At 39.6% G+C, this 23718-nt stretch carries 9 protein-coding genes, 4 tRNA genes, 6 rRNA genes and 1 pseudogene; 9 read left to right on the top strand and 11 right to left on the bottom strand.

All coding sequences use genetic code 11. From position 1 onward, the window contains the following. Positions 1–2 precede the first annotated feature (2 nt). Entirely contained in the window at positions 3–1457 is a 1455-nt protein-coding gene (locus ACXX80_RS10195) for a glutamate synthase subunit beta (RefSeq protein WP_458553094.1), read from the top strand. Positions 1458–1628: 171 nt separating this feature from the next. Further along, entirely contained in the window at positions 1629–2849 is a 1221-nt protein-coding gene (gene lysA, locus ACXX80_RS10190) for a diaminopimelate decarboxylase (RefSeq protein ID WP_458553093.1), read from the top strand. 57 nt (positions 2850–2906) lie between these two features. On the opposite strand, the gene pafA is transcribed toward lysA, so the two are convergent. Further along, complete coding sequence (gene pafA, locus ACXX80_RS10185) at positions 2907–4523, bottom strand: alkaline phosphatase PafA (RefSeq protein WP_458553092.1); 1617 nt, start codon at positions 4521–4523, stop codon at positions 2907–2909. A gap of 200 nt (positions 4524–4723) precedes the next feature. On the opposite strand from pafA, the gene ACXX80_RS10180 reads away from it, so the two are divergent. Beyond that, on the top strand, positions 4724–5500 hold the full coding sequence (locus tag ACXX80_RS10180; protein ID WP_458553091.1) for a class I SAM-dependent methyltransferase: 777 nt from the start codon (positions 4724–4726) through the stop codon (positions 5498–5500). Positions 5501–5695: 195 nt separating this feature from the next. Here the strand turns inward: ACXX80_RS10180 and rrf (ACXX80_RS10175) are convergent. The 5 genes from rrf (ACXX80_RS10175) to ACXX80_RS10155 form a co-directional block, all read right to left on the bottom strand. Continuing rightward, a 5S ribosomal RNA gene (gene rrf / locus ACXX80_RS10175) occupies positions 5696–5805 on the bottom strand. A 145-nt stretch (positions 5806–5950) separates the two neighbouring features. Continuing rightward, a 23S ribosomal RNA gene (locus ACXX80_RS10170) occupies positions 5951–8834 on the bottom strand. Positions 8835–8964: 130 nt separating this feature from the next. Then, a tRNA-Ala gene (locus ACXX80_RS10165) sits at positions 8965–9038 on the bottom strand. A 92-nt stretch (positions 9039–9130) separates the two neighbouring features. Beyond that, positions 9131–9204 (bottom strand) — tRNA-Ile (locus tag ACXX80_RS10160). 124 nt (positions 9205–9328) lie between these two features. Further along, positions 9329–10842: ribosomal RNA gene (locus ACXX80_RS10155) — 16S ribosomal RNA — on the bottom strand. The 16S, 23S and 5S rRNA genes sit together here with 2 tRNA genes alongside, the layout of an rRNA operon. Before the next feature lie 1799 nt (positions 10843–12641). Here ACXX80_RS10155 and ACXX80_RS10150 point away from each other — a divergent pair. Both ACXX80_RS10150 and ACXX80_RS10145 read left to right on the top strand, forming a co-directional pair. Further along, positions 12642–12827, top strand: a complete 186-nt coding sequence (locus ACXX80_RS10150) for an ISAon1 family transposase N-terminal region protein (protein WP_458554091.1) — start codon at positions 12642–12644, stop codon at positions 12825–12827. 190 nt (positions 12828–13017) lie between these two features. Then, a pseudogene (locus tag ACXX80_RS10145) lies at positions 13018–13791 on the top strand (ISAon1 family transposase). Positions 13792–13962: 171 nt separating this feature from the next. Here the strand turns inward: ACXX80_RS10145 and rrf (ACXX80_RS10140) are convergent. From rrf (ACXX80_RS10140) to ACXX80_RS10120, 5 genes are all read right to left on the bottom strand, one after another. Then, positions 13963–14072 (bottom strand): 5S ribosomal RNA (gene rrf / locus ACXX80_RS10140). A gap of 145 nt (positions 14073–14217) precedes the next feature. After that, positions 14218–17101, bottom strand: a 23S ribosomal RNA gene (locus ACXX80_RS10135). Between the two features lie 130 nt (positions 17102–17231). After that, a tRNA-Ala gene (locus ACXX80_RS10130) sits at positions 17232–17305 on the bottom strand. Between the two features lie 92 nt (positions 17306–17397). Further along, positions 17398–17471 (bottom strand) — tRNA-Ile (locus ACXX80_RS10125). Positions 17472–17595: 124 nt separating this feature from the next. Further along, a 16S ribosomal RNA gene (locus ACXX80_RS10120) occupies positions 17596–19109 on the bottom strand. A gap of 945 nt (positions 19110–20054) precedes the next feature. Between ACXX80_RS10120 and thrS the strand changes: the two genes are divergently transcribed. From thrS to rplT, 4 genes are all read left to right on the top strand, one after another. Then, the gene (gene thrS, locus ACXX80_RS10115) at positions 20055–22001 is read left to right on the top strand and encodes a threonine--tRNA ligase (protein WP_458553090.1); all 1947 of its coding nucleotides are present in this window, start codon (positions 20055–20057) and stop codon (positions 21999–22001) included. Between the two features lie 16 nt (positions 22002–22017). Beyond that, entirely contained in the window at positions 22018–22575 is a 558-nt protein-coding gene (infC, locus tag ACXX80_RS10110) for a translation initiation factor IF-3 (RefSeq protein ID WP_369800971.1), read from the top strand. A gap of 117 nt (positions 22576–22692) precedes the next feature. Continuing rightward, the gene (rpmI, locus tag ACXX80_RS10105) at positions 22693–22890 is read left to right on the top strand and encodes a 50S ribosomal protein L35 (RefSeq protein ID WP_022827375.1); all 198 of its coding nucleotides are present in this window, start codon (positions 22693–22695) and stop codon (positions 22888–22890) included. A gap of 169 nt (positions 22891–23059) precedes the next feature. Next, positions 23060–23404 carry a 50S ribosomal protein L20 gene (gene rplT, locus ACXX80_RS10100; protein ID WP_099716008.1) on the top strand — a complete coding sequence of 115 codons (345 nt, stop codon included), beginning with the start codon at positions 23060–23062 and terminating at the stop codon, positions 23402–23404. Positions 23405–23718: the final 314 nt, after the last annotated feature.

Here is a 23718-nt window from a genome sequence, read left to right as displayed (position 1 = left end):
TCATGGGAAAGATAGGAGGATTTAAAGAATATACTAGAACCGACGAAAGTAATGTTGCTGTTCCAGATAGAGTATCGAATTATAATGAATTTACAATTCCGCTAACCAAAGATAAAATCAAAGAACAAGGATCCAGATGTATGGATTGTGGGATTCCATTTTGCCACAGCGCCTGCCCATTAGGAAATTTGATTCCAGATTTTAATGATATGGTACATCAGGAGGAATGGGAAAGTGCCTTGAAAATATTACAATCAACCAATAACTTTCCAGAATTTACAGGCCGTTTATGCCCTGCTCCTTGTGAAAAATCATGTGTTTTAGGAATTATTAGCGAGCCAGTAGCTATCGAAAATATTGAAAAAAATATTATAGAAAGAGGTTTTGCTGAAGGTTGGATCAAACCACAACCACCAGAAGTTAGAACAGGAAAAACAGTCGCTGTAATAGGTTCTGGCCCTGCTGGTTTAGCGGCTGCACAACAATTAAATCGCGCAGGACATACCGTTACTGTTTTTGAAAGAGACAATGCCATTGGTGGATTATTACGTTACGGAATTCCAAATTTCAAATTAGAAAAAGGGATTATCGACAGACGTGTTGCTGTTTTAAAAGCTGAAGGAATTACTTTTAAAACGGATGTAAATGTTGGCGTAAACTATAGTGTTGAAGAATTGAACACTTTTGATTCTATCGTATTATGTGGTGGCGCAACCGAAAGAAGAAGTTTGCCTACTAAAGGAATAGAGAGTAAAGGAGTTGTTCAGGCAATGACTTTCTTGACACAACAAACGAAATCTTTATATGGTGAGGTTGTTCCTGACCAAATAATGGCCACTGGTAAAGATGTGATTGTTATTGGTGGTGGAGATACTGGTTCTGATTGCGTGGGAACTTCAAACAGACATGGAGCCAAATCAGTTACAAATTTTGAAATTTTACCAAAACCTCCAGTTGGAAGAAGTGAAACTACGCCTTGGCCATTTTGGCCATTGCAATTAAAAACTTCCTCTTCACATGAAGAAGGTTGTAATAGAAACTGGTTAATCAATACCAAAGAATTCATTTCAAATGAAAAAGGAGAACTTGTAGGTTTAAAAACCGTTGAAGTGGCTTGGAAAATGACACCTGGACAAAGACCTGAATTGATAGAAAAAGAAGGTTCAGAAAAAATATGGCCTTGTGATCTAGCTTTATTGGCACTTGGATTTACAGGACCAGAGAAAACACTAAGTGATCAATTAGGGTTAGAAATTGATATGAGAAGTAATTATAAAGCAACCAATTATCAAACAAATGTTCCTCATATATTTACTGCGGGCGACATGCGAAGAGGACAATCATTAATTGTTTGGGCAATATCTGAAGGTCGTGAAGCTGCCCGAGAAATCGATAAATACTTAATGGGTTATACCAATTTACCAACCAAAGGAAATGGGGATTTACCCAATTTGTAGTTCTAGATAACATTTTATAACCCTAGATAGAAAAAATTGTCAAGGGTTATTTTTTTTCTAAAATCCCAAACAAATGTTTAATTTATAACTTTTTGTTAGAATTTGTTAGAAATCATTTATTAGCTTGTGGGACTAAATAAAGAGTAATAAATTTGCTCAAAATTAATAATCATGCAATCGAAAGACTTAGTACAATTAGCAGAACAATTTGGCAGTCCATTATACGTTTATGATGCCGAAAAAATACAATCTCAATACAATAGATTAACTAAAGCTTTTTCAAAGGTAGAAAAGTTGCGTATCAATTATGCAATGAAGGCTTTGTCGAATGTTGCTATACTTCAGTTATTGAAAGAAATGGGCTCAGGATTAGATACTGTTTCCATTCAAGAAGTATTATTGGGACTTCATGCTGGCTACGACCCAGAAAAAATATTTTATACTCCGAATGGTGTTTCTCTTGAAGAAATTGAAGAAGTTGCAGCGATGGGAGTTCAAATAAATATTGATAATTTATCTATATTAGAGCAATTTGGTACAAAATACCCAAATGTTCCTGTATGCATCCGAATAAATCCACACGTAATGGCTGGTGGAAATGCAAATATATCTGTTGGTCATATCGATAGTAAATTTGGTATTTCGGTACACCAATTACCTCATTTAGTTCGTATTGTTGAAAATACAAAAATGAACATTGTAGGCATCCACATGCACACAGGTTCTGATATTTTAGATATTGAAGTATTTTTATATGCTGCTGAAATATTATTTGATGCCGCCAGAAACTTCAAAAACCTTGAATTCCTAGACTTCGGAAGTGGATTTAAAGTGCCTTATAAAAAAGACGACATCGAAACTGACATTGAAGAATTAGGTAAAAAATTATCCAAAAGATTCAATGCCTTTTGTACCGAATATGGAAAAGAATTAACCTTGATATTTGAACCTGGAAAGTTCCTAGTAAGTGAAGCCGGATATTTCTTAGCAAAAGTTAATGTCGTAAAACAAACTACTTCAACAGTTTTCGCAGGTATAGACAGTGGTTTTAATCATTTGATTAGACCAATGTTTTACGGATCACAACATCATATCGAAAATATATCTCATCCGAAAGGGAAAGAGCGTTTCTACTCCGTGGTAGGCTATATTTGTGAGACAGATACTTTTGCAAATAACAGAAAAATTGCAGAAATAAAAGAAGGCGATATTTTATCTTTTAGAAATGCAGGAGCTTATTGTTTCTCTATGGCTTCAAACTACAACTCCAGATACAAGCCAGCTGAAGTATTATGGATGAACGGTGAAGGGCATTTAATCAGAGCACATGAAACCTTTGAGGATTTACTTAAAAATCAAATTCCGTTACCAGCTGCAGTAACATCAGTCTAAAATAAAAAAATCCCATTTGCTAATGCAAATGGGATTTTTTAATAATAAGCAATACTATTATTTCTTTTCAAGCAGCGTGTCTAAAACTTCAGATTCAGTTCCATTAGGAAATGGAATCTTCAACATTTGTGAAAGTGTAGGTGCAATTTGAGTTATGTACTTTTTAGTATGCAATTCTCCTTTTGGAACTTGCCATCCATAAAAAAGTAAAGGTACGTGTGTATCATAACTATTAGGTGAACCATGTGTAGTTCCTGTAGCTTGATATTGCATATAACCAGTTTTATCAAGTATAACAATATCGCCATTTTGTTTAGGATCATAACCCTTGGAAATAAAACTCAAAAAATAATCATCTCCTGACGAAGCTAAAATTTCTTCTTCAGTATACACTCTTTTCACTTGTTCTTGCGTCATCAAAAAATCTTTGAAACTTTGTTTTACTTTCGCCAATTCTAAACCTTTTTGCTTAATAATTTCTTTATTAAAAAAAAGATTGAAGTTAGAATAATCCAATATTAAATCTGAACCAAAGGTTTCATTTGAATGTTTTTTTAATGCATCTACAATGTCTTTCGAAGGAATGTTTTTCACACTATATTTGTTATCTTTTAAATAATTAGGGTTCTCAGCTCCAGCATGATCAGCAGTCAAAAAAAGTAAATAATTATCCTTTCCAACAGTCTTATCTAAATAGTTTAAAAACTGAGCTATCGTTTGATCTAAACGCAAATAAGTATCCTGTAACTCCATAGAACGTGGACCAAAAGTGTGCCCAACATAATCAGTAGAAGAAAAACTAACAGTTAGAAAATCAGTGATTTCATCTTTCCCTAAATCTTCTTTTTCAATAGCTTTCATAGCTAATTCAGCCAAAATATCATTCCCAAAAGGTGTAGTTCTCAAAACATCAGCTCCTTTTTCTTTATACATTTTACTTAAATCATAAGGAAAAACTGGTGCGTTAGCTTTATCTAATTTGCCTTCATAAGGATTATCGTCAGGAAGACTTTCATTATAAGTGGCTATTGGTTTCAATAAATCCCAACCTTTATTAATATAATTCATATATCGTTTTTCTTGGTTGAATTCCGTTACCCAATTCGGTAATGTTGAACCATAAAAAGTACTTGAGATAAAAGCTCCAGTTTTGCTGTACCAAAATGCCCAATTAGCAAAATGACCCGCAGGCAAAATTGCTCCACGATCTTTGATACTCATCCCAATTACTTTACCTTTAAAATTTGTTGCCATACGAAGCTCATCAGTAATGGTAGTACTTAGTAAGTTTTTTGGAGACATTGCTCCCTCCTTTTCTGTACCGTCACCTAGTACTTTAACAGATGCATCATCCGTACAATACATATCTCTTCCTGTCGACTTGTTGAACCAATCATTTCCAACTATCCCATGCGTTGACGGAGTAGCCCCAGTATAGATACTGGCGTGACCCGGAGCAGTATAAGTAGGTACATAATTGTAATGCATATTGTGAAAAGTATATCCATTATTAATCAATCTTTTAAAGCCATTCGAGGAAAAATCATCTGAGAAACGATATAGATATTCCATTTTCATTTGGTCTACTACTATACCTACAACTAACTTAGGTCGTTGTTGAGCTTGTGAGTTTAAAGACATAACAAATGCCAAAAACAAAATAATTCTTTTCATATTATACTTTTATAATTAAAACAAAAATACAACTTAAACTTTAATCAAACTCCGAACAAACACTTAAGGATAATAAATTAATCTATTCTTAACTTCATTAAAAATTATACGGAAAAGTTAATTAAAATTTACAAGCATATATTTTACTCGCTAATGCAAATGAAAGACTAAATTTGAATGGGTTTCTAAATAAAGTAATTATGGAAATGTATGACAACACTAATACTGCTCAAAAATCATTCGATGAAAATTATTTATCAGAAGAATTAATACAGGCACAATGGGCAGAATTTATAGAACTAAAGAAAGTAATTGCAGAAATATACTTAAAAAAAGGAGTTCCTATAACCATCTTAGACATAGGAATTGGTAATGCTCGAATACTAAAACATTTAAGTGCAATTCCCGAAATATGGAATATGATTAAATTCTATGACGGTACTGATAATGCAGAAACATGTGTTAATTTATCACGTAAAACAGCTAAAGAATTAAATATTGAAGATAAAGTAACCATATATTTTTTAGATGCTGTAAAATTAAATCAATTACAAAAACAGTATGATTTAATTATTACAACTTGGTTTACTGCTGGCAATTTCTATCCTGAAAACTTCCCATTTGAAAATTATAATTTATTGTCAGAAAAAATCAATTTATCAAAAAATGAAAAATTTGATACCATTTTTACCTTTGCCTATGAAATGCTGATTACTAATGGCGAAATTTTAATTGGAGCATGCTATATTGACAATGAGAATACGAGAAAAAAACAAGAGCTCTCGTATAAAAAAATGGGAATGACTGTAATAACTGATGCTAAAGATAGCTTTACAGCTACTAAAGAAAGATTTTGGTCACAAAGATTTACTAAAGAAAAAATATATCAATATTTTAAATTTGTGAAGCCTAAAAAAATATCATTTACCCAACTCGATCCTTATGATTATGCCATGCAAGTACGAATAAAAAAGTAATATATTAATAAGTACCAAATAATTTACCACAAACCATATTAAACGCAAAAAATCCTCATCAAACATGATGAGGATTATAATAGAATCTAGAACGAGCTAAGTTTAAAGAAAGTCGCCCCATCTAGGCATTAGCCAAACGCTGGTTCCACTGTAAAACAAAAAACCCCATTCCGATAGGAATAGGGTTTTTCAAAAGAAAGGCGACGACATACTCTCCCACATAACTGCAGTACCATCTGCGCAGGCGGGCTTAACTACTCTGTTCGGGATGGGAAGAGGTGAGCCCCGCCGCAATAACCACCTTAAGAGGTTATAATTGCTTTGGGCAATTATTGTAATGTTGTTTATTGTATAATAAACATCAATCACATAATATCTTAACATACTGAGATAAAGAAAAGTTTTTTTTATTAGAAAGTTTCTCCCCCCGACTTGCATCGGGGGAAAAGCGTACATAAGCTTACGGGTTATTAGTACTACTCGACTATGACATTACTGCCTTTACATCTATAGCCTATCAACGTGGTCATCTCCCACGACCCTTAAAAGAAATCTCATCTTGTGGTGGGTTTCGCGCTTATATGCTTTCAGCGCTTATCCCTTCCAAACGTAGCTACTCTGCGATGCCACTGGCGTGACAACAGATACACTAGAGGTTTGTCCAATTCGGTCCTCTCGTACTAGAATCAGATCCACTCAAATTTCTTGCGCCCACAGTAGATAGAGACCGAACTGTCTCACGACGTTCTGAACCCAGCTCGCGTGCCACTTTAATGGGCGAACAGCCCAACCCTTGGGACCTTCTCCAGCCCCAGGATGTGACGAGCCGACATCGAGGTGCCAAACCCCCCCGTCGATATGAGCTCTTGGGGGAGATCAGCCTGTTATCCCCGGCGTACCTTTTATCCTTTGAGCGATGGCCCTTCCATGCGGAACCACCGGATCACTATGCTCTACTTTCGTACCTGATCGACCTGTATGTCTCTCAGTCAAGCTCCCTTATGCCATTGCACTCTACGCACGGTTACCAAGCGTACTGAGGGAACCTTTAGAAGCCTCCGTTACTCTTTTGGAGGCGACCACCCCAGTCAAACTACCCACCAAGCAATGTCCCCCGTATTACGGGGTTAGGCCTCAGATAAACAAAGGGTTGTATTTCAACAATGACTCCACAACGCCTAGCGACGCCACTTCACAGTCTCCAACCTATCCTACACATCATTTATCCAAGGTCAATACTAAGCTATAGTAAAGGTGCACAGGGTCTTTTCGTCCCACTGCGGGTAAGCGGCATCTTCACCGCTACTACAATTTCACCGAGCTCATGGCTGAGACAGTGTCCAGATCGTTACACCATTCGTGCAGGTCGGAACTTACCCGACAAGGAATTTCGCTACCTTAGGACCGTTATAGTTACGGCCGCCGTTTACTGGGGCTTCAATTCAATGCTTCTCCGAAGATAACATCTCCTCTTAACCTTCCAGCACCGGGCAGGTGTCAGGCCCTATACTTCATCTTACGATTTTGCAGAGCCCTGTGTTTTTGATAAACAGTCGCCTGGACCTCTTCACTGCGGCCAGCATTGCTGCTGGCGACCCTTCTCCCGAAGTTACGGGTCTATTTTGCCTAATTCCTTAGCCATGAATCTCTCGAGCACCTTAGGATTCTCTCCTCGACTACCTGTGTCGGTTTGCGGTACGGGTACTTATTACCTGAAGTTTAGAGGTTTTTCTTGGAAGCCCTTAGGCGCACTATCTCTTTGTCCGAAGACTCCGAGTACTATCGTATTTCCCCAAGCCGCGTGGATTTGCCTGCGCAGCTTATAGGTAGGTACTTCAACGAACTATTCCGTCAGTTCGCGGCGCTTTCATCACTCCGTCACCCCATCACAGTAATAACTAGTACGGGAATATTAACCCGTTGTCCATCGACTGTCCCTTTCGGGTTCGCCTTAGGTCCCGACTAACCCACAGCTGATTAGCATAGCTGTGGAAACCTTAGTCTTTCGGTGTGCGGGTTTCTCGCCCGCATTATCGTTACTTATGCCTACATTTTCTTTTCTAACCAGTCCAGCATCCCTTACGAAACACCTTCTACCCTGTTAGAATGCTCCCCTACCACTTAGAGTAAACTCTAAATCCATAGCTTCGGTAATATACTTATGCCCGATTATTATCCATGCTCGTCCGCTCGACTAGTGAGCTGTTACGCACTCTTTAAATGAATGGCTGCTTCCAAGCCAACATCCTAGCTGTCTGGGCAGACAAACCTCGTTCTTTCAACTTAGTATATATTTGGGGACCTTAGCTGATGGTCTGGGTTCTTTCCCTCTCGGACTTGGACCTTAGCACCCAAGCCCTCACTGTTATGAAACATTATATAGCATTCGGAGTTTGTCAGGAATTGGTAGGCGGTGAAGCCCCCGCATCCAATCAGTAGCTCTACCTCTATATAACTTTACGCATAACGCTGCACCTAAATGCATTTCGGGGAGTACGAGCTATTTCCGAGTTTGATTGGCCTTTCACCCCTACCCACAGGTCATCCGAAGACTTTTCAACGTCAACCGGTTCGGACCTCCACACTGTGTTACCAGCGCTTCATCCTGCCCATGGGTAGATCACACGGTTTCGCGTCTAACACTACTGACTAAAGCGCCCTATTCAGACTCGCTTTCGCTACGGATCCGTGGCTTAACCACTTATCCTTGCCAGCAACGTTAACTCGTAGGCTCATTATGCAAAAGGCACGCCGTCACCCCACGAAAGGGCTCCGACCGCTTGTAAGCGTATGGTTTCAGGATCTATTTCACTCCGTTATTCACGGTTCTTTTCACCTTTCCCTCACGGTACTGGTTCACTATCGGTCTCTCAGGAGTATTTAGCCTTAGCGGATGGTCCCGCCAAATTCAGACAGGATTTCTCGTGTCCCGCCCTACTCAGGATACCACTATCGTTATCTTCTATTACTTATACAGGGCTATCACCTTCTTTGGCTTTACTTTCCAGTAAATTCTAATTCTATCCGCAACAAATGTCGTGGTCCTACAACCCCAATATTGCCGTAACAACATTGGTTTGGGCTAATCCGCGTTCGCTCGCCACTACTTACGGAATCACTTTTGTTTTCTTCTCCTCCGCCTACTTAGATGTTTCAGTTCAGCGGGTTTGCCCACCTATCGGTGTACTATGTCTTCAACATAGTGGGTTGCCCCATTCAGGTATTTACGGATCATATCGTGTGTGCCAATCCCCGTAACTTTTCGCAGCTTATCACGCCTTTCATCGCCTCTGAGAGCCAAGGCATCCCCCATACGCCCTTATTTTGCTTATTGTACCAATCTCGTTAGTTAAAACAAGACCGTTTCTTTTACTTGTCTAATGATAAACAAGCAAAAAATGCTTTCTACTTTTTATTATTTTCTTATCTCAATATGTCAATGAACTTGTATCCTTTCGGATTTGTGGAGAATAACGGAGTCGAACCGTTGACCTCCTGCGTGCAAGGCAGGCGCTCTAGCCAGCTGAGCTAATCCCCCAATCTAATTATGAATTGTGAATTATGAATTATGAATTTATACTTCATAACTCCTCAACTCTAGAATTTCTTCTTTTTTTAAGTCTAAAATAGTTGTCTCGGACAGACTCGAACTGTCGACCCCTACATTATCAGTGTAGTACTCTAACCAGCTGAGCTACGAGACACTCTTATTCTTAAATGGTATTATTTGAACTAACAGCAAGAGTAATATAATGTTGAAACTTGTTTCCAACTCGAACTTTCGTCTTCTTTCCCTAGCGTGTATTAATACTAACACTAAGGCTCTAGAAAGGAGGTGTTCCAGCCGCACCTTCCGGTACGGCTACCTTGTTACGACTTAGCCCTAGTTACCAGTTTTACCCTAGGCAGCTCCTTGCGGTCACCGACTTCAGGCACCCCCAGCTTCCATGGCTTGACGGGCGGTGTGTACAAGGCCCGGGAACGTATTCACCGGATCATGGCTGATATCCGATTACTAGCGATTCCAGCTTCACGGAGTCGAGTTGCAGACTCCGATCCGAACTGTGACCGGTTTTGTAGATTCGCTCCTGGTCACCCAGTGGCTGCTCTCTGTACCGGCCATTGTAGCACGTGTGTAGCCCAAGGCGTAAGGGCCGTGATGATTTGACGTCATCCCCACCTTCCTCTCAGTTTGCACTGGCAGTCTCGTTAGAGTTCCCGACATGACTCGCTGGCAACTAACAACAGGGGTTGCGCTCGTTATAGGACTTAACCTGACACCTCACGGCACGAGCTGACGACAACCATGCAGCACCTTGTAAATTGTCTTGCGAAAAGTCTGTTTCCAAACCGGTCAATCTACATTTAAGCCTTGGTAAGGTTCCTCGCGTATCATCGAATTAAACCACATGCTCCACCGCTTGTGCGGGCCCCCGTCAATTCCTTTGAGTTTCATTCTTGCGAACGTACTCCCCAGGTGGGATACTTATCACTTTCGCTTAGCCACTGAGATTGCTCCCAACAGCTAGTATCCATCGTTTACGGCGTGGACTACCAGGGTATCTAATCCTGTTCGCTACCCACGCTTTCGTCCATCAGCGTCAATCCATTAGTAGTAACCTGCCTTCGCAATTGGTATTCCATGTAATCTCTAAGCATTTCACCGCTACACTACATATTCTAGTTACTTCCTAATAATTCAAGTTTAGCAGTATCAATGGCCGTTCCACCGTTGAGCGATGGGCTTTCACCACTGACTTACTAAACCGCCTACGGACCCTTTAAACCCAATGATTCCGGATAACGCTTGGATCCTCCGTATTACCGCGGCTGCTGGCACGGAGTTAGCCGATCCTTATTCTCACAGTACCGTCAAGACGCTACACGTAGCGTTGTTTCTTCCTGTGCAAAAGCAGTTTACAATCCATAGGACCGTCATCCTGCACGCGGCATGGCTGGATCAGGCTTGCGCCCATTGTCCAATATTCCTCACTGCTGCCTCCCGTAGGAGTCTGGTCCGTGTCTCAGTACCAGTGTGGGGGATCTCCCTCTCAGGACCCCTACCCATCGTTGCCTTGGTAAGCCGTTACCTTACCAACTAGCTAATGGGACGCATGCTCATCTTTCACCGTTGTGACTTTAATTATAAAGTGATGCCACTATATAATACTATGAGGTATTAATCCAAATTTCTCTGGGCTATCCCTCTGTGAAAGGTAGATTGCATACGCGTTACGCACCCGTGCGCCGGTCTCTAGATCCGAAAACCTATACCCCTCGACTTGCATGTGTTAAGCCTGCCGCTAGCGTTCATCCTGAGCCAGGATCAAACTCTTCATCGTATATTATTTGCTTGATTGCTCAAGCTATTGTTATTCGACAAAATTCTAGTGGTTTTTTCAAATCTCTCGATTCTATTACTCTTATTCTTTTGTTCCGATTTTCATCGGAACGGCTGTCAATTCAATATGTCTAGGAACGTGTTCTTATCTCTTTTTTTCAGCTCCGTTAACACTTGTTATAGTGTTTCTCGAAGCGGGTGCAAAAGTACAACTTTCTTTTTAACTGGCAAGAAAATTTTGAAGTTTTTTTAGGAAATTTTTATCTCCGTTTAATTCTTATTTTCTCATCAATCTTTCAAGGAACTTTGCGCGTTTTGCGGGTGCAAAGGTAACATCCGTTTTCTAATCTCACAAGCTTTTTTAATCTTTTTTTGAAAATAAATTTTCTAATTTGATTACTTTTACTTGCCAGCATTTAAAAGAACGTCTGCGTCATTGCGGGTGCAAAACTACACCGTTTATTGAGTTATTCAAGCTTTTTAATCACTTTTTTTTGATGTTTTCTTAACTTAAACTTTAACTCGTTGAAACCGTGAATTTTGAAGAACGAAGTTTTTTCCAAGTACTGACTTTTCCCTGTCGATATAGTAGAATATACCCATTACGCCCAAACATTATCTGCCTTTCAGGGTAGCCACTTCCGAAATTAGAATTCCGTTTTATCACCGATATCGCCGCGTAAACCCTTTATAAAAGACAAAATCCTACAAAGGTCCTTTAAAACCAATTCATTTGCAATCAAATAATAGAAAACTGCCAGCAGTGGATTCTTAAGGGGAAATAATCCTAAAAATTTTAGGCAACTGACTCAAATCAATAACTAAACTGCGCTTCATTGTCGCAAAAGTTCAATGCTCAGATGGCACATATCCTAAAAGTATTCCTTTTGATAATAAAAAAATTGGATCGATTGACCAATTTTAGACAACACCCATTCCGTTTAAGTTCACGGAAGAACCGCATAAAACTCCTAAAATATTCGTTCTTTTTTGGTTCGTCTAGGAAAAATTTGATCCTGGTCATACAATTTAAAAACAAGCCTTCAATTCTTTGCTATAAAAACACACACAGGTATTCCTTGTCATAATTGAGTAGCGGCATTTCATTTAGATTCCTCTTTTATTTGGTAGAGAATAAATTCAACCAAAGTAAGACACTAACCGTATCTTTTTTTTTTTACAAAACAAAAACAAATTTTCTTACTATTTTATATAGTTTCCTAAATTTAATTACATTTTACAGCTTATAGAATACAAAGTATTGCATCTTTCTCATTGTCTAATCACCAAGTTTCATACTTGATCCAATAATAATAATAATAATAATAATAATAATAATAATAATAATAATAATAATAATAGAAATGAGTAATCTTTTAATTCTACAACACTAGCTTCTAAATTGTAATTGAAGGCTGTTAGAAACGTATAATTCTTCCTTTTTAGACCAACTAATATTAATCCTTTATTCTATCACTCCACAGGTTTTCGAATTGTTCCTCTATCTTTTCAGATCAAGTCAGCTTAAAGAAAGTTGACCAATCTAGGCATTAGGCATCAAGTCTAAAAGCTGTGGGGAAATATTAAATTTCTATATTTGTATTTTAGAAATATATCTAAATGTAAGATTCATTTGGAGAACCTATTAAGTTATTGTTGCCAGAAATTATTGTAGACTATTTTGAACTGACCTCATATGAAAAAGGAGAAGAAATACTGCATCTTTATTTAAGAGAGATTAACTCGATTCCTAATGAATAACGGCAATGTAAATTAAGTTCAAAAGGATTCTTCGATAAAATAACCGTACAGGATTTACCCATTCGCGGACACCAAGTATATCTTCATATCACTCTCAGAAGATGGCTCAATGAAGACAATGGAAAAGTAGTTTTCAGGGATTGGAATTTAGTGGCAGAGGGAACTCGGGTAACACAAGAGTTTGCGTCTTTTTTAAAAGAAATCAATAGATTCCAAGCCAAATGATTGCAATGCTATCGCTACGTTCTATGGTGTTCGCAGTAAAAATTTACAATATCAATACAAGGGGTTTTTAAGCGATTTTAAAATTTGGGATCAAATAAAACACGCAAAAAAATGGCTGCTTTTTCCCAAAAACATTGGAAAACGTTTATCAATAGATGAAACCTCTTGATCCAATGGTGAACTCTACACAATTTTAACAAACAAAGCAGGAAAAGGTAGAAAAGGAACTATAATAGCTATGGTTACAGGAGCCAAAGCCACAACGGTAATTGTAGTCATTGAAAAAATCCCTCTTAAACAACGAAACCTAGTCAGGGAACTCACCTTAGATATGCCAGGATATATGGGACACATTGCCAAGAAATGTTTCCAAAATGCAACTCGTGTTACAGATCGTTTTCGCGTTCAAAAACTAGCCACAGAAACTTTACAAGAAATCAGAATCAAATACCTTTGGCAAGCCATAGACCAGGAAAATGAGGCTATAGAAAAATCCAAGAAAAACAAGAAAAGTTTCGAACCCAAAGTCTTGACTAATAGAGATACTCTGAAACAATTACTAGCCAGAAGTCGCTATTTCTTGTACAAAAACAAATCAAAATGGTCACAAAACCAAATAGAACGTGCCAATTTATTGTTTGAATTGTATCCAGATATTCAAAAAGCATACAATCTAACCCAAGACTTACGAAACATCTTTGAGAAAACAACCGATTAAATAATAGGTTTTGCCAAACTAGCCAAATGGCACGAAAAAGTAAATCACTCTGGATTCAAGTCATTCAATATAATATCAAGAACAATAATCAATCATTACCAAACCATATTGAATTATTTTGAAAACAGAAGTACTAATACTTCCGCTGAATCATTCAATGCTAAAATAAAAGCTTTTAGAGCACAATTCAGAGGAGTAAGAAATATAGAATTCTTCCTTTTTACGCTAACTAATATTTATGCTTAATTTTGTCTCTCCACAGATTTTCGGATTGATCCATTAAATACATGATGAGGATTATAATAGAATCCAGAACGAGCTAAGTTTAAAGAAAGTAGCCCCATCTAGGCATTAGCCAAACGCTGGTTCCACTGTAAAACAAAAAACCCCATTCCGATAGGAATAGGGTTTTTCAAAGAAAGGCGACGACATACTCTCCCACATAACTGCAGTACCATCTGCGCAGGCGGGCTTAACTACTCTGTTCGGGATGGGAAGAGGTGAGCCCCGCCGCAATAACCACCTTAAGAGGTTATAATTGCTTTGGGCAATTATTGTAATGTTGTTTATTGTATAATAAACATCAATCACATAATATCTTAACATACTGAGATAAAGAAAAGTTTTTTTTATTAGAAAGTTTCTCCCCCCGACTTGCATCGGGGGAAAAGCGTACATAAGCTTACGGGTTATTAGTACTACTCGACTATGACATTACTGCCTTTACATCTATAGCCTATCAACGTGGTCATCTCCCACGACCCTTAAAAGAAATCTCATCTTGTGGTGGGTTTCGCGCTTATATGCTTTCAGCGCTTATCCCTTCCAAACGTAGCTACTCTGCGATGCCACTGGCGTGACAACAGATACACTAGAGGTTTGTCCAATTCGGTCCTCTCGTACTAGAATCAGATCCACTCAAATTTCTTGCGCCCACAGTAGATAGAGACCGAACTGTCTCACGACGTTCTGAACCCAGCTCGCGTGCCACTTTAATGGGCGAACAGCCCAACCCTTGGGACCTTCTCCAGCCCCAGGATGTGACGAGCCGACATCGAGGTGCCAAACCCCCCCGTCGATATGAGCTCTTGGGGGAGATCAGCCTGTTATCCCCGGCGTACCTTTTATCCTTTGAGCGATGGCCCTTCCATGCGGAACCACCGGATCACTATGCTCTACTTTCGTACCTGATCGACCTGTATGTCTCTCAGTCAAGCTCCCTTATGCCATTGCACTCTACGCACGGTTACCAAGCGTACTGAGGGAACCTTTAGAAGCCTCCGTTACTCTTTTGGAGGCGACCACCCCAGTCAAACTACCCACCAAGCAATGTCCCCCGTATTACGGGGTTAGGCCTCAGATAAACAAAGGGTTGTATTTCAACAATGACTCCACAACGCCTAGCGACGCCACTTCACAGTCTCCAACCTATCCTACACATCATTTATCCAAGGTCAATACTAAGCTATAGTAAAGGTGCACAGGGTCTTTTCGTCCCACTGCGGGTAAGCGGCATCTTCACCGCTACTACAATTTCACCGAGCTCATGGCTGAGACAGTGTCCAGATCGTTACACCATTCGTGCAGGTCGGAACTTACCCGACAAGGAATTTCGCTACCTTAGGACCGTTATAGTTACGGCCGCCGTTTACTGGGGCTTCAATTCAATGCTTCTCCGAAGATAACATCTCCTCTTAACCTTCCAGCACCGGGCAGGTGTCAGGCCCTATACTTCATCTTACGATTTTGCAGAGCCCTGTGTTTTTGATAAACAGTCGCCTGGACCTCTTCACTGCGGCCAGCATTGCTGCTGGCGACCCTTCTCCCGAAGTTACGGGTCTATTTTGCCTAATTCCTTAGCCATGAATCTCTCGAGCACCTTAGGATTCTCTCCTCGACTACCTGTGTCGGTTTGCGGTACGGGTACTTATTACCTGAAGTTTAGAGGTTTTTCTTGGAAGCCCTTAGGCGCACTATCTCTTTGTCCGAAGACTCCGAGTACTATCGTATTTCCCCAAGCCGCGTGGATTTGCCTGCGCAGCTTATAGGTAGGTACTTCAACGAACTATTCCGTCAGTTCGCGGCGCTTTCATCACTCCGTCACCCCATCACAGTAATAACTAGTACGGGAATATTAACCCGTTGTCCATCGACTGTCCCTTTCGGGTTCGCCTTAGGTCCCGACTAACCCACAGCTGATTAGCATAGCTGTGGAAACCTTAGTCTTTCGGTGTGCGGGTTTCTCGCCCGCATTATCGTTACTTATGCCTACATTTTCTTTTCTAACCAGTCCAGCATCCCTTACGAAACACCTTCTACCCTGTTAGAATGCTCCCCTACCACTTAGAGTAAACTCTAAATCCATAGCTTCGGTAATATACTTATGCCCGATTATTATCCATGCTCGTCCGCTCGACTAGTGAGCTGTTACGCACTCTTTAAATGAATGGCTGCTTCCAAGCCAACATCCTAGCTGTCTGGGCAGACAAACCTCGTTCTTTCAACTTAGTATATATTTGGGGACCTTAGCTGATGGTCTGGGTTCTTTCCCTCTCGGACTTGGACCTTAGCACCCAAGCCCTCACTGTTATGAAACATTATATAGCATTCGGAGTTTGTCAGGAATTGGTAGGCGGTGAAGCCCCCGCATCCAATCAGTAGCTCTACCTCTATATAACTTTACGCATAACGCTGCACCTAAATGCATTTCGGGGAGTACGAGCTATTTCCGAGTTTGATTGGCCTTTCACCCCTACCCACAGGTCATCCGAAGACTTTTCAACGTCAACCGGTTCGGACCTCCACACTGTGTTACCAGCGCTTCATCCTGCCCATGGGTAGATCACACGGTTTCGCGTCTAACACTACTGACTAAAGCGCCCTATTCAGACTCGCTTTCGCTACGGATCCGTGGCTTAACCACTTATCCTTGCCAGCAACGTTAACTCGTAGGCTCATTATGCAAAAGGCACGCCGTCACCCCACGAAAGGGCTCCGACCGCTTGTAAGCGTATGGTTTCAGGATCTATTTCACTCCGTTATTCACGGTTCTTTTCACCTTTCCCTCACGGTACTGGTTCACTATCGGTCTCTCAGGAGTATTTAGCCTTAGCGGATGGTCCCGCCAAATTCAGACAGGATTTCTCGTGTCCCGCCCTACTCAGGATACCACTATCGTTATCTTCTATTACTTATACAGGGCTATCACCTTCTTTGGCTTTACTTTCCAGTAAATTCTAATTCTATCCGCAACAAATGTCGTGGTCCTACAACCCCAATATTGCCGTAACAACATTGGTTTGGGCTAATCCGCGTTCGCTCGCCACTACTTACGGAATCACTTTTGTTTTCTTCTCCTCCGCCTACTTAGATGTTTCAGTTCAGCGGGTTTGCCCACCTATCGGTGTACTATGTCTTCAACATAGTGGGTTGCCCCATTCAGGTATTTACGGATCATATCGTGTGTGCCAATCCCCGTAACTTTTCGCAGCTTATCACGCCTTTCATCGCCTCTGAGAGCCAAGGCATCCCCCATACGCCCTTATTTTGCTTATTGTACCAATCTCGTTAGTTAAAACAAGACCGTTTCTTTTACTTGTCTAATGATAAACAAGCAAAAAATGCTTTCTACTTTTTATTATTTTCTTATCTCAATATGTCAATGAACTTGTATCCTTTCGGATTTGTGGAGAATAACGGAGTCGAACCGTTGACCTCCTGCGTGCAAGGCAGGCGCTCTAGCCAGCTGAGCTAATCCCCCAATCTAATTATGAATTGTGAATTATGAATTATGAATTTATACTTCATAACTCCTCAACTCTAGAATTTCTTCTTTTTTTAAGTCTAAAATAGTTGTCTCGGACAGACTCGAACTGTCGACCCCTACATTATCAGTGTAGTACTCTAACCAGCTGAGCTACGAGACACTCTTATTCTTAAATGGTATTATTTGAACTAACAGCAAGAGTAATATAATGTTGAAACTTGTTTCCAACTCGAACTTTCGTCTTCTTTCCCTAGCGTGTATTAATACTAACACTAAGGCTCTAGAAAGGAGGTGTTCCAGCCGCACCTTCCGGTACGGCTACCTTGTTACGACTTAGCCCTAGTTACCAGTTTTACCCTAGGCAGCTCCTTGCGGTCACCGACTTCAGGCACCCCCAGCTTCCATGGCTTGACGGGCGGTGTGTACAAGGCCCGGGAACGTATTCACCGGATCATGGCTGATATCCGATTACTAGCGATTCCAGCTTCACGGAGTCGAGTTGCAGACTCCGATCCGAACTGTGACCGGTTTTGTAGATTCGCTCCTGGTCACCCAGTGGCTGCTCTCTGTACCGGCCATTGTAGCACGTGTGTAGCCCAAGGCGTAAGGGCCGTGATGATTTGACGTCATCCCCACCTTCCTCTCAGTTTGCACTGGCAGTCTCGTTAGAGTTCCCGACATGACTCGCTGGCAACTAACAACAGGGGTTGCGCTCGTTATAGGACTTAACCTGACACCTCACGGCACGAGCTGACGACAACCATGCAGCACCTTGTAAATTGTCTTGCGAAAAGTCTGTTTCCAAACCGGTCAATCTACATTTAAGCCTTGGTAAGGTTCCTCGCGTATCATCGAATTAAACCACATGCTCCACCGCTTGTGCGGGCCCCCGTCAATTCCTTTGAGTTTCATTCTTGCGAACGTACTCCCCAGGTGGGATACTTATCACTTTCGCTTAGCCACTGAGATTGCTCCCAACAGCTAGTATCCATCGTTTACGGCGTGGACTACCAGGGTATCTAATCCTGTTCGCTACCCACGCTTTCGTCCATCAGCGTCAATCCATTAGTAGTAACCTGCCTTCGCAATTGGTATTCCATGTAATCTCTAAGCATTTCACCGCTACACTACATATTCTAGTTACTTCCTAATAATTCAAGTTTAGCAGTATCAATGGCCGTTCCACCGTTGAGCGATGGGCTTTCACCACTGACTTACTAAACCGCCTACGGACCCTTTAAACCCAATGATTCCGGATAACGCTTGGATCCTCCGTATTACCGCGGCTGCTGGCACGGAGTTAGCCGATCCTTATTCTCACAGTACCGTCAAGACGCTACACGTAGCGTTGTTTCTTCCTGTGCAAAAGCAGTTTACAATCCATAGGACCGTCATCCTGCACGCGGCATGGCTGGATCAGGCTTGCGCCCATTGTCCAATATTCCTCACTGCTGCCTCCCGTAGGAGTCTGGTCCGTGTCTCAGTACCAGTGTGGGGGATCTCCCTCTCAGGACCCCTACCCATCGTTGCCTTGGTAAGCCGTTACCTTACCAACTAGCTAATGGGACGCATGCTCATCTTTCACCGTTGTGACTTTAATTATAAAGTGATGCCACTATATAATACTATGAGGTATTAATCCAAATTTCTCTGGGCTATCCCTCTGTGAAAGGTAGATTGCATACGCGTTACGCACCCGTGCGCCGGTCTCTAGATCCGAAAACCTATACCCCTCGACTTGCATGTGTTAAGCCTGCCGCTAGCGTTCATCCTGAGCCAGGATCAAACTCTTCATCGTATATTATTTGCTTGATTGCTCAAGCTATTGTTATTCGACAAAATTCTAGTGGTTTTTTCAAATCTCTCGATTCTATTACTCTTATTCTTTTGTTCCGATTTTCATCGGAACGGCTGTCAATTCAATATGTCTAGGAACGTGTTCTTATCTCTTTTTTTCAGCTCCGTTAACACTTGTTATAGTGTTTCTCGAAGCGGGTGCAAAAGTACAACTTTCTTTTTAACTGGCAAGAAAATTTTGAAGTTTTTTTAGGAAATTTTTATCTCCGTTTAATTCTTATTTTCTCATCAATCTTTCAAGGAACTTTGCGCGTTTTGCGGGGTGCAAAGGTAACATCCGTTTTCTAATCTCACAAGCTTTTTTAATCTTTTTTTGAAAATAAATTTTCTAATTTGATTAACTTTACTTGTCAGTATTTAAAAGAACGTCTGCGTCATTGCGGATGCAAAACTACACCGTTTATTCGCTTTTACAAGCTTTTTTAAACTCTTTTTTTGACCTTTTCTTAACTTTTGCTTTAACTTACTGAAACCGTGAATTTTGAAAGTAAAAGTTTTTTGAACTCTAATACCCTATAATAAGCAAAGAGTGGCTTTTTCTCCTAAAACAGCGGTAGACTATATACACAAGTAACCTTGTCGTAACTTTCTCTACCTATTGAATACCTAATAAAGACTGGAGTTATTACTATTTTAAACGAATTGCGCATTATCCAACTACTCTCCTAGCCCCGATAGCAGTGAAAATCCTTTTCTCTCGTTTCTTTCACGAGAGAAAAGATTAAAACGAATAGCGGGAAACAGCTCCTGATGAAACCTTTTACCCTTTACCTATATATAATGAGTGCCAATTTTGTTTTTAAACTTAATTGAAGTAACAAACCTTACATATATATTGTATGTATTTTTGTAATGGTCTATATTTGCATTCTTAAAATAACAAACGATGATTAAGATTACTTTGCCCGACGGGTCAATTAAAGAGTTTGCTCCTGGGATTACTCCTATGGATGTTGCCAAGAGCATTAGTGAAGGATTTGCCAGAAATGTTATTTCGGCTTCTTTTGATGGTACAACTGTGGAAACTACAACTCCTTTGACGACGGACGGCAGTCTTATATTATATACCTGGAATGACGAAGGCGGAAAAAAAGCTTTTTGGCATTCGACTTCACACGTAATGGCACAGGTTCTTGAGGAAATGTATCCTGGTATCAAACTAACACTTGGACCAGCCATATCCAACGGATTTTATTATGATGTGGACTTTGAAGATCAAAAAATTACTGATGCTGATTTCAAAAAAATTGAAGATCGTGTTCTTGAAATATCAAGAGGGAAGCACGAATTCAAACTGCGACCTGTTTCTAAAGCCGAAGCTTTAGAACTATATAAGGATAACGTTTACAAAACAGAATTGATTACCAATCTTGAGGATGGAACCATTACGTTTTGTGATCATGACACTTTCACTGATTTATGTCGCGGTGGCCACATTCCCAATACAGGAATTATCAAAGCGATGAAAATTATGAGCGTTGCAGGTGCTTACTGGCGTGGTGACGAAAAAAACAAACAATTGACTCGTGTTTACGGAACTTCGTTCCCAAAACAAAAGGATTTAACTGAATATCTAGAACTACTGGAAGAAGCGAAACGTCGTGACCACAGAAAACTAGGAAAAGAACTGGAACTGTTTGCTTTTTCACAAAAAGTAGGTGCAGGTTTACCATTATGGCTACCTAAAGGGGCTGCCTTAAGAGACAGACTAGAGCAGTTCTTGAAAAAAGCACAGAAAAAAGGTGGTTACGAGCAAGTAGTGACTCCGCATATTGGTCAAAAAGAATTGTATGTAACTTCAGGGCATTATGCAAAATATGGTGCCGATAGTTTCCAACCTATAAGTACACCAGCTGAAGGAGAAGAGTTTTTATTGAAACCAATGAACTGTCCTCATCACTGCGAAATTTACAATGTACGTCCTTGGTCATATAAAGATTTACCAAAGCGTTACGCTGAATTTGGTACTGTTTACAGATACGAACAAAGTGGTGAACTACATGGTTTAACTCGTGTAAGAGGTTTTACTCAAGATGATGCACATATCTTTTGTACTCCAGAACAACTGGATGAAGAGTTTAAGAAAGTAATTGACTTGGTACTTTATGTGTTTGGTTCTTTAGGATTCGAAAACTTTACTGCTCAGATTTCATTGAGAGACAAAGAAAACAGAGAAAAGTATATAGGTACAGACGAAAACTGGGAAAAAGCAGAAAATGCTATTATCAATGCTGCCGCAGATAAAGGATTGAATACTGTAGTTGAATACGGCGAAGCAGCTTTCTATGGTCCAAAGTTAGATTTCATGGTAAAAGATGCCTTAGGAAGACAATGGCAATTAGGAACGATTCAGGTAGATTACAACTTACCCGAACGTTTTGATTTGACATACAAAGGATCTGATAACGAATTGCATAGACCCGTAATGATTCACAGAGCTCCTTTTGGTTCAATGGAAAGATTTATTGCGATTTTACTAGAGCATACTGCAGGAAATTTCCCTCTTTGGTTGATGCCTGAACAGGCTATAATATTGTCTTTGAGCGAGAAATATGAAATATATGCGAAAAAAGTTTTAGATTTGCTAGAAAATCACGAAATTCGCGCCCTCATTGACAACAGAAACGAGACAATCGGCAAGAAAATCAGGGATGCAGAAATGCAAAAAACCCCGTTTATGTTGATTGTAGGAGAGGAAGAAGAGAAAAATGGGACTATTTCCATCCGTCGTCATGGACAAGAAGGAAAAGGGAATATCAGCGTTACGATAGAAGAATTTGCTGCTATAGTAAACGAAGAGATCAATAAAACATTAAAAGTATTTACAGTTTAACTTAAATTATAAAGTCATAGCAATAAGAAGCAACAGAGGTTACCAACCTCGCGTAGAAAAAAAAGATGCCCACAGAATAAACAGCCTTATTCGTGGTGTACAAGAAGTAAGACTTGTAGGTGAAAATATTGAGCCTGGAGTTTTTAAACTTTCGGAAGCTTTAAGATTAGCTGACCAATTTGAATTGGATTTAGTTGAGATTTCACCAAATGCTGATCCACCGGTTTGTAAAATCATGGATTACAAGAAATTTGTTTACGAGCAAAAGAAACGTGATAAAATCCTGAAAGCGAAATCTACACAAGTAGTCGTTAAGGAGATTCGTTTTGGACCTCAAACAGATGAGCATGATTACGAATTTAAGAGAAAGAATGCTGAGAAGTTCTTGAAAGAAGGAGCAAAATTGAAAGCATTTGTTTTCTTTAAAGGACGTTCGATTATCTATAAAGATCAAGGTCAAATCTTATTGTTAAGATTAGCTACAGATCTTGAAGAATTTGGTAAAGTGGAAGCGATGCCCGTTCTTGAAGGAAAGAGAATGATTATGTTCATTGCTCCTAAGAAGAAGAAATAAGTCTTAAAGTCGAAAGTCTTAAAGTCTAAAGTATTTAACTTTCGAATTTAAGATTTTACAAACTTTCCGGCTAAAAGAAGATAAGTAAGTAAGAATAAATTAAAACACTAGGAAAAAATGCCTAAAATGAAAACCAAATCTAGCGCCAAGAAACGTTTTAAAGTTACTGGTTCTGGAAAGATTAAAAGAAAGCATGCTTTTAAAAGTCACATTTTGACTAAAAAGTCTAAAAAACGTAAATTAGCTTTGACTCACTCAGCGTTAGTTCACAAAACGGATATGAAAAGCATCAAACAACAATTAAGAATTATTTAATTAAGTCTTAAAGTTGTAAGTCAAAAGTCTTAAAGACTTTTGATATTCCACTTTAAAATTTTTGACTAAATAATCTTTAGGTTAAAACAATTTAAAATAACCTTGGAGTATGGCCATTAAGTGCTTTTGATTAAATTCAAGCCGCCTGCTACAAAAAAACAGTAAAATTATGCCAAGATCGGTAAATTCAGTTGCTAAAAGAGCAAGAAGAAAAAAAATAATGAAGCAAGCCAAAGGTTTCTTTGGTAGACGTAAAAACGTTTGGACAGTTGCTAAGAATGCGGTAGAGAAAGCAATGTGCTACGCTTACCGTGACAGAAAAGTGAATAAAAGAAATTTCCGTGCTTTATGGATTCAACGTATCAACGCTGGAGCTAGATTGGAAGGAATGTCTTATTCTCAATTCATCGGGAAATTGAAAGCTAACAATATCGAATTGAACCGTAAAGTTCTTGCCGATTTAGCAATGAATCACCCAGATGCTTTCAAAGCAATACTTAACAAAGTAAAATAAACGTTTTATAAACTCAATTTAGATTACTTACTTATATAGAAACCTCAATCGAAAGATTGGGGTTTTTTTGTTTTAAAATTTATTCTAAATAAAAAAATAAGCAATAATTACTATCGATTATCATTAATGATTAAATTAAAATCCACACGCTTTCCATCTATTATGTTTTTATCTATTACAAGTTCTACATTCGGTCAAGCAAAAAAACAAACATAGGAAGAGAAACAAAAAAGAGATAGCAGGTCCTAAAAATGAAAAGAATAATATTACTATCTTGTTAAATCATCGTAAGCGTTGCCTTAGTTTCCTATACC

This window comes from Flavobacterium sp. GNP002, assembly GCF_054343795.1.
This window is presented reverse-complemented; position numbering and strand designations above follow the sequence as displayed.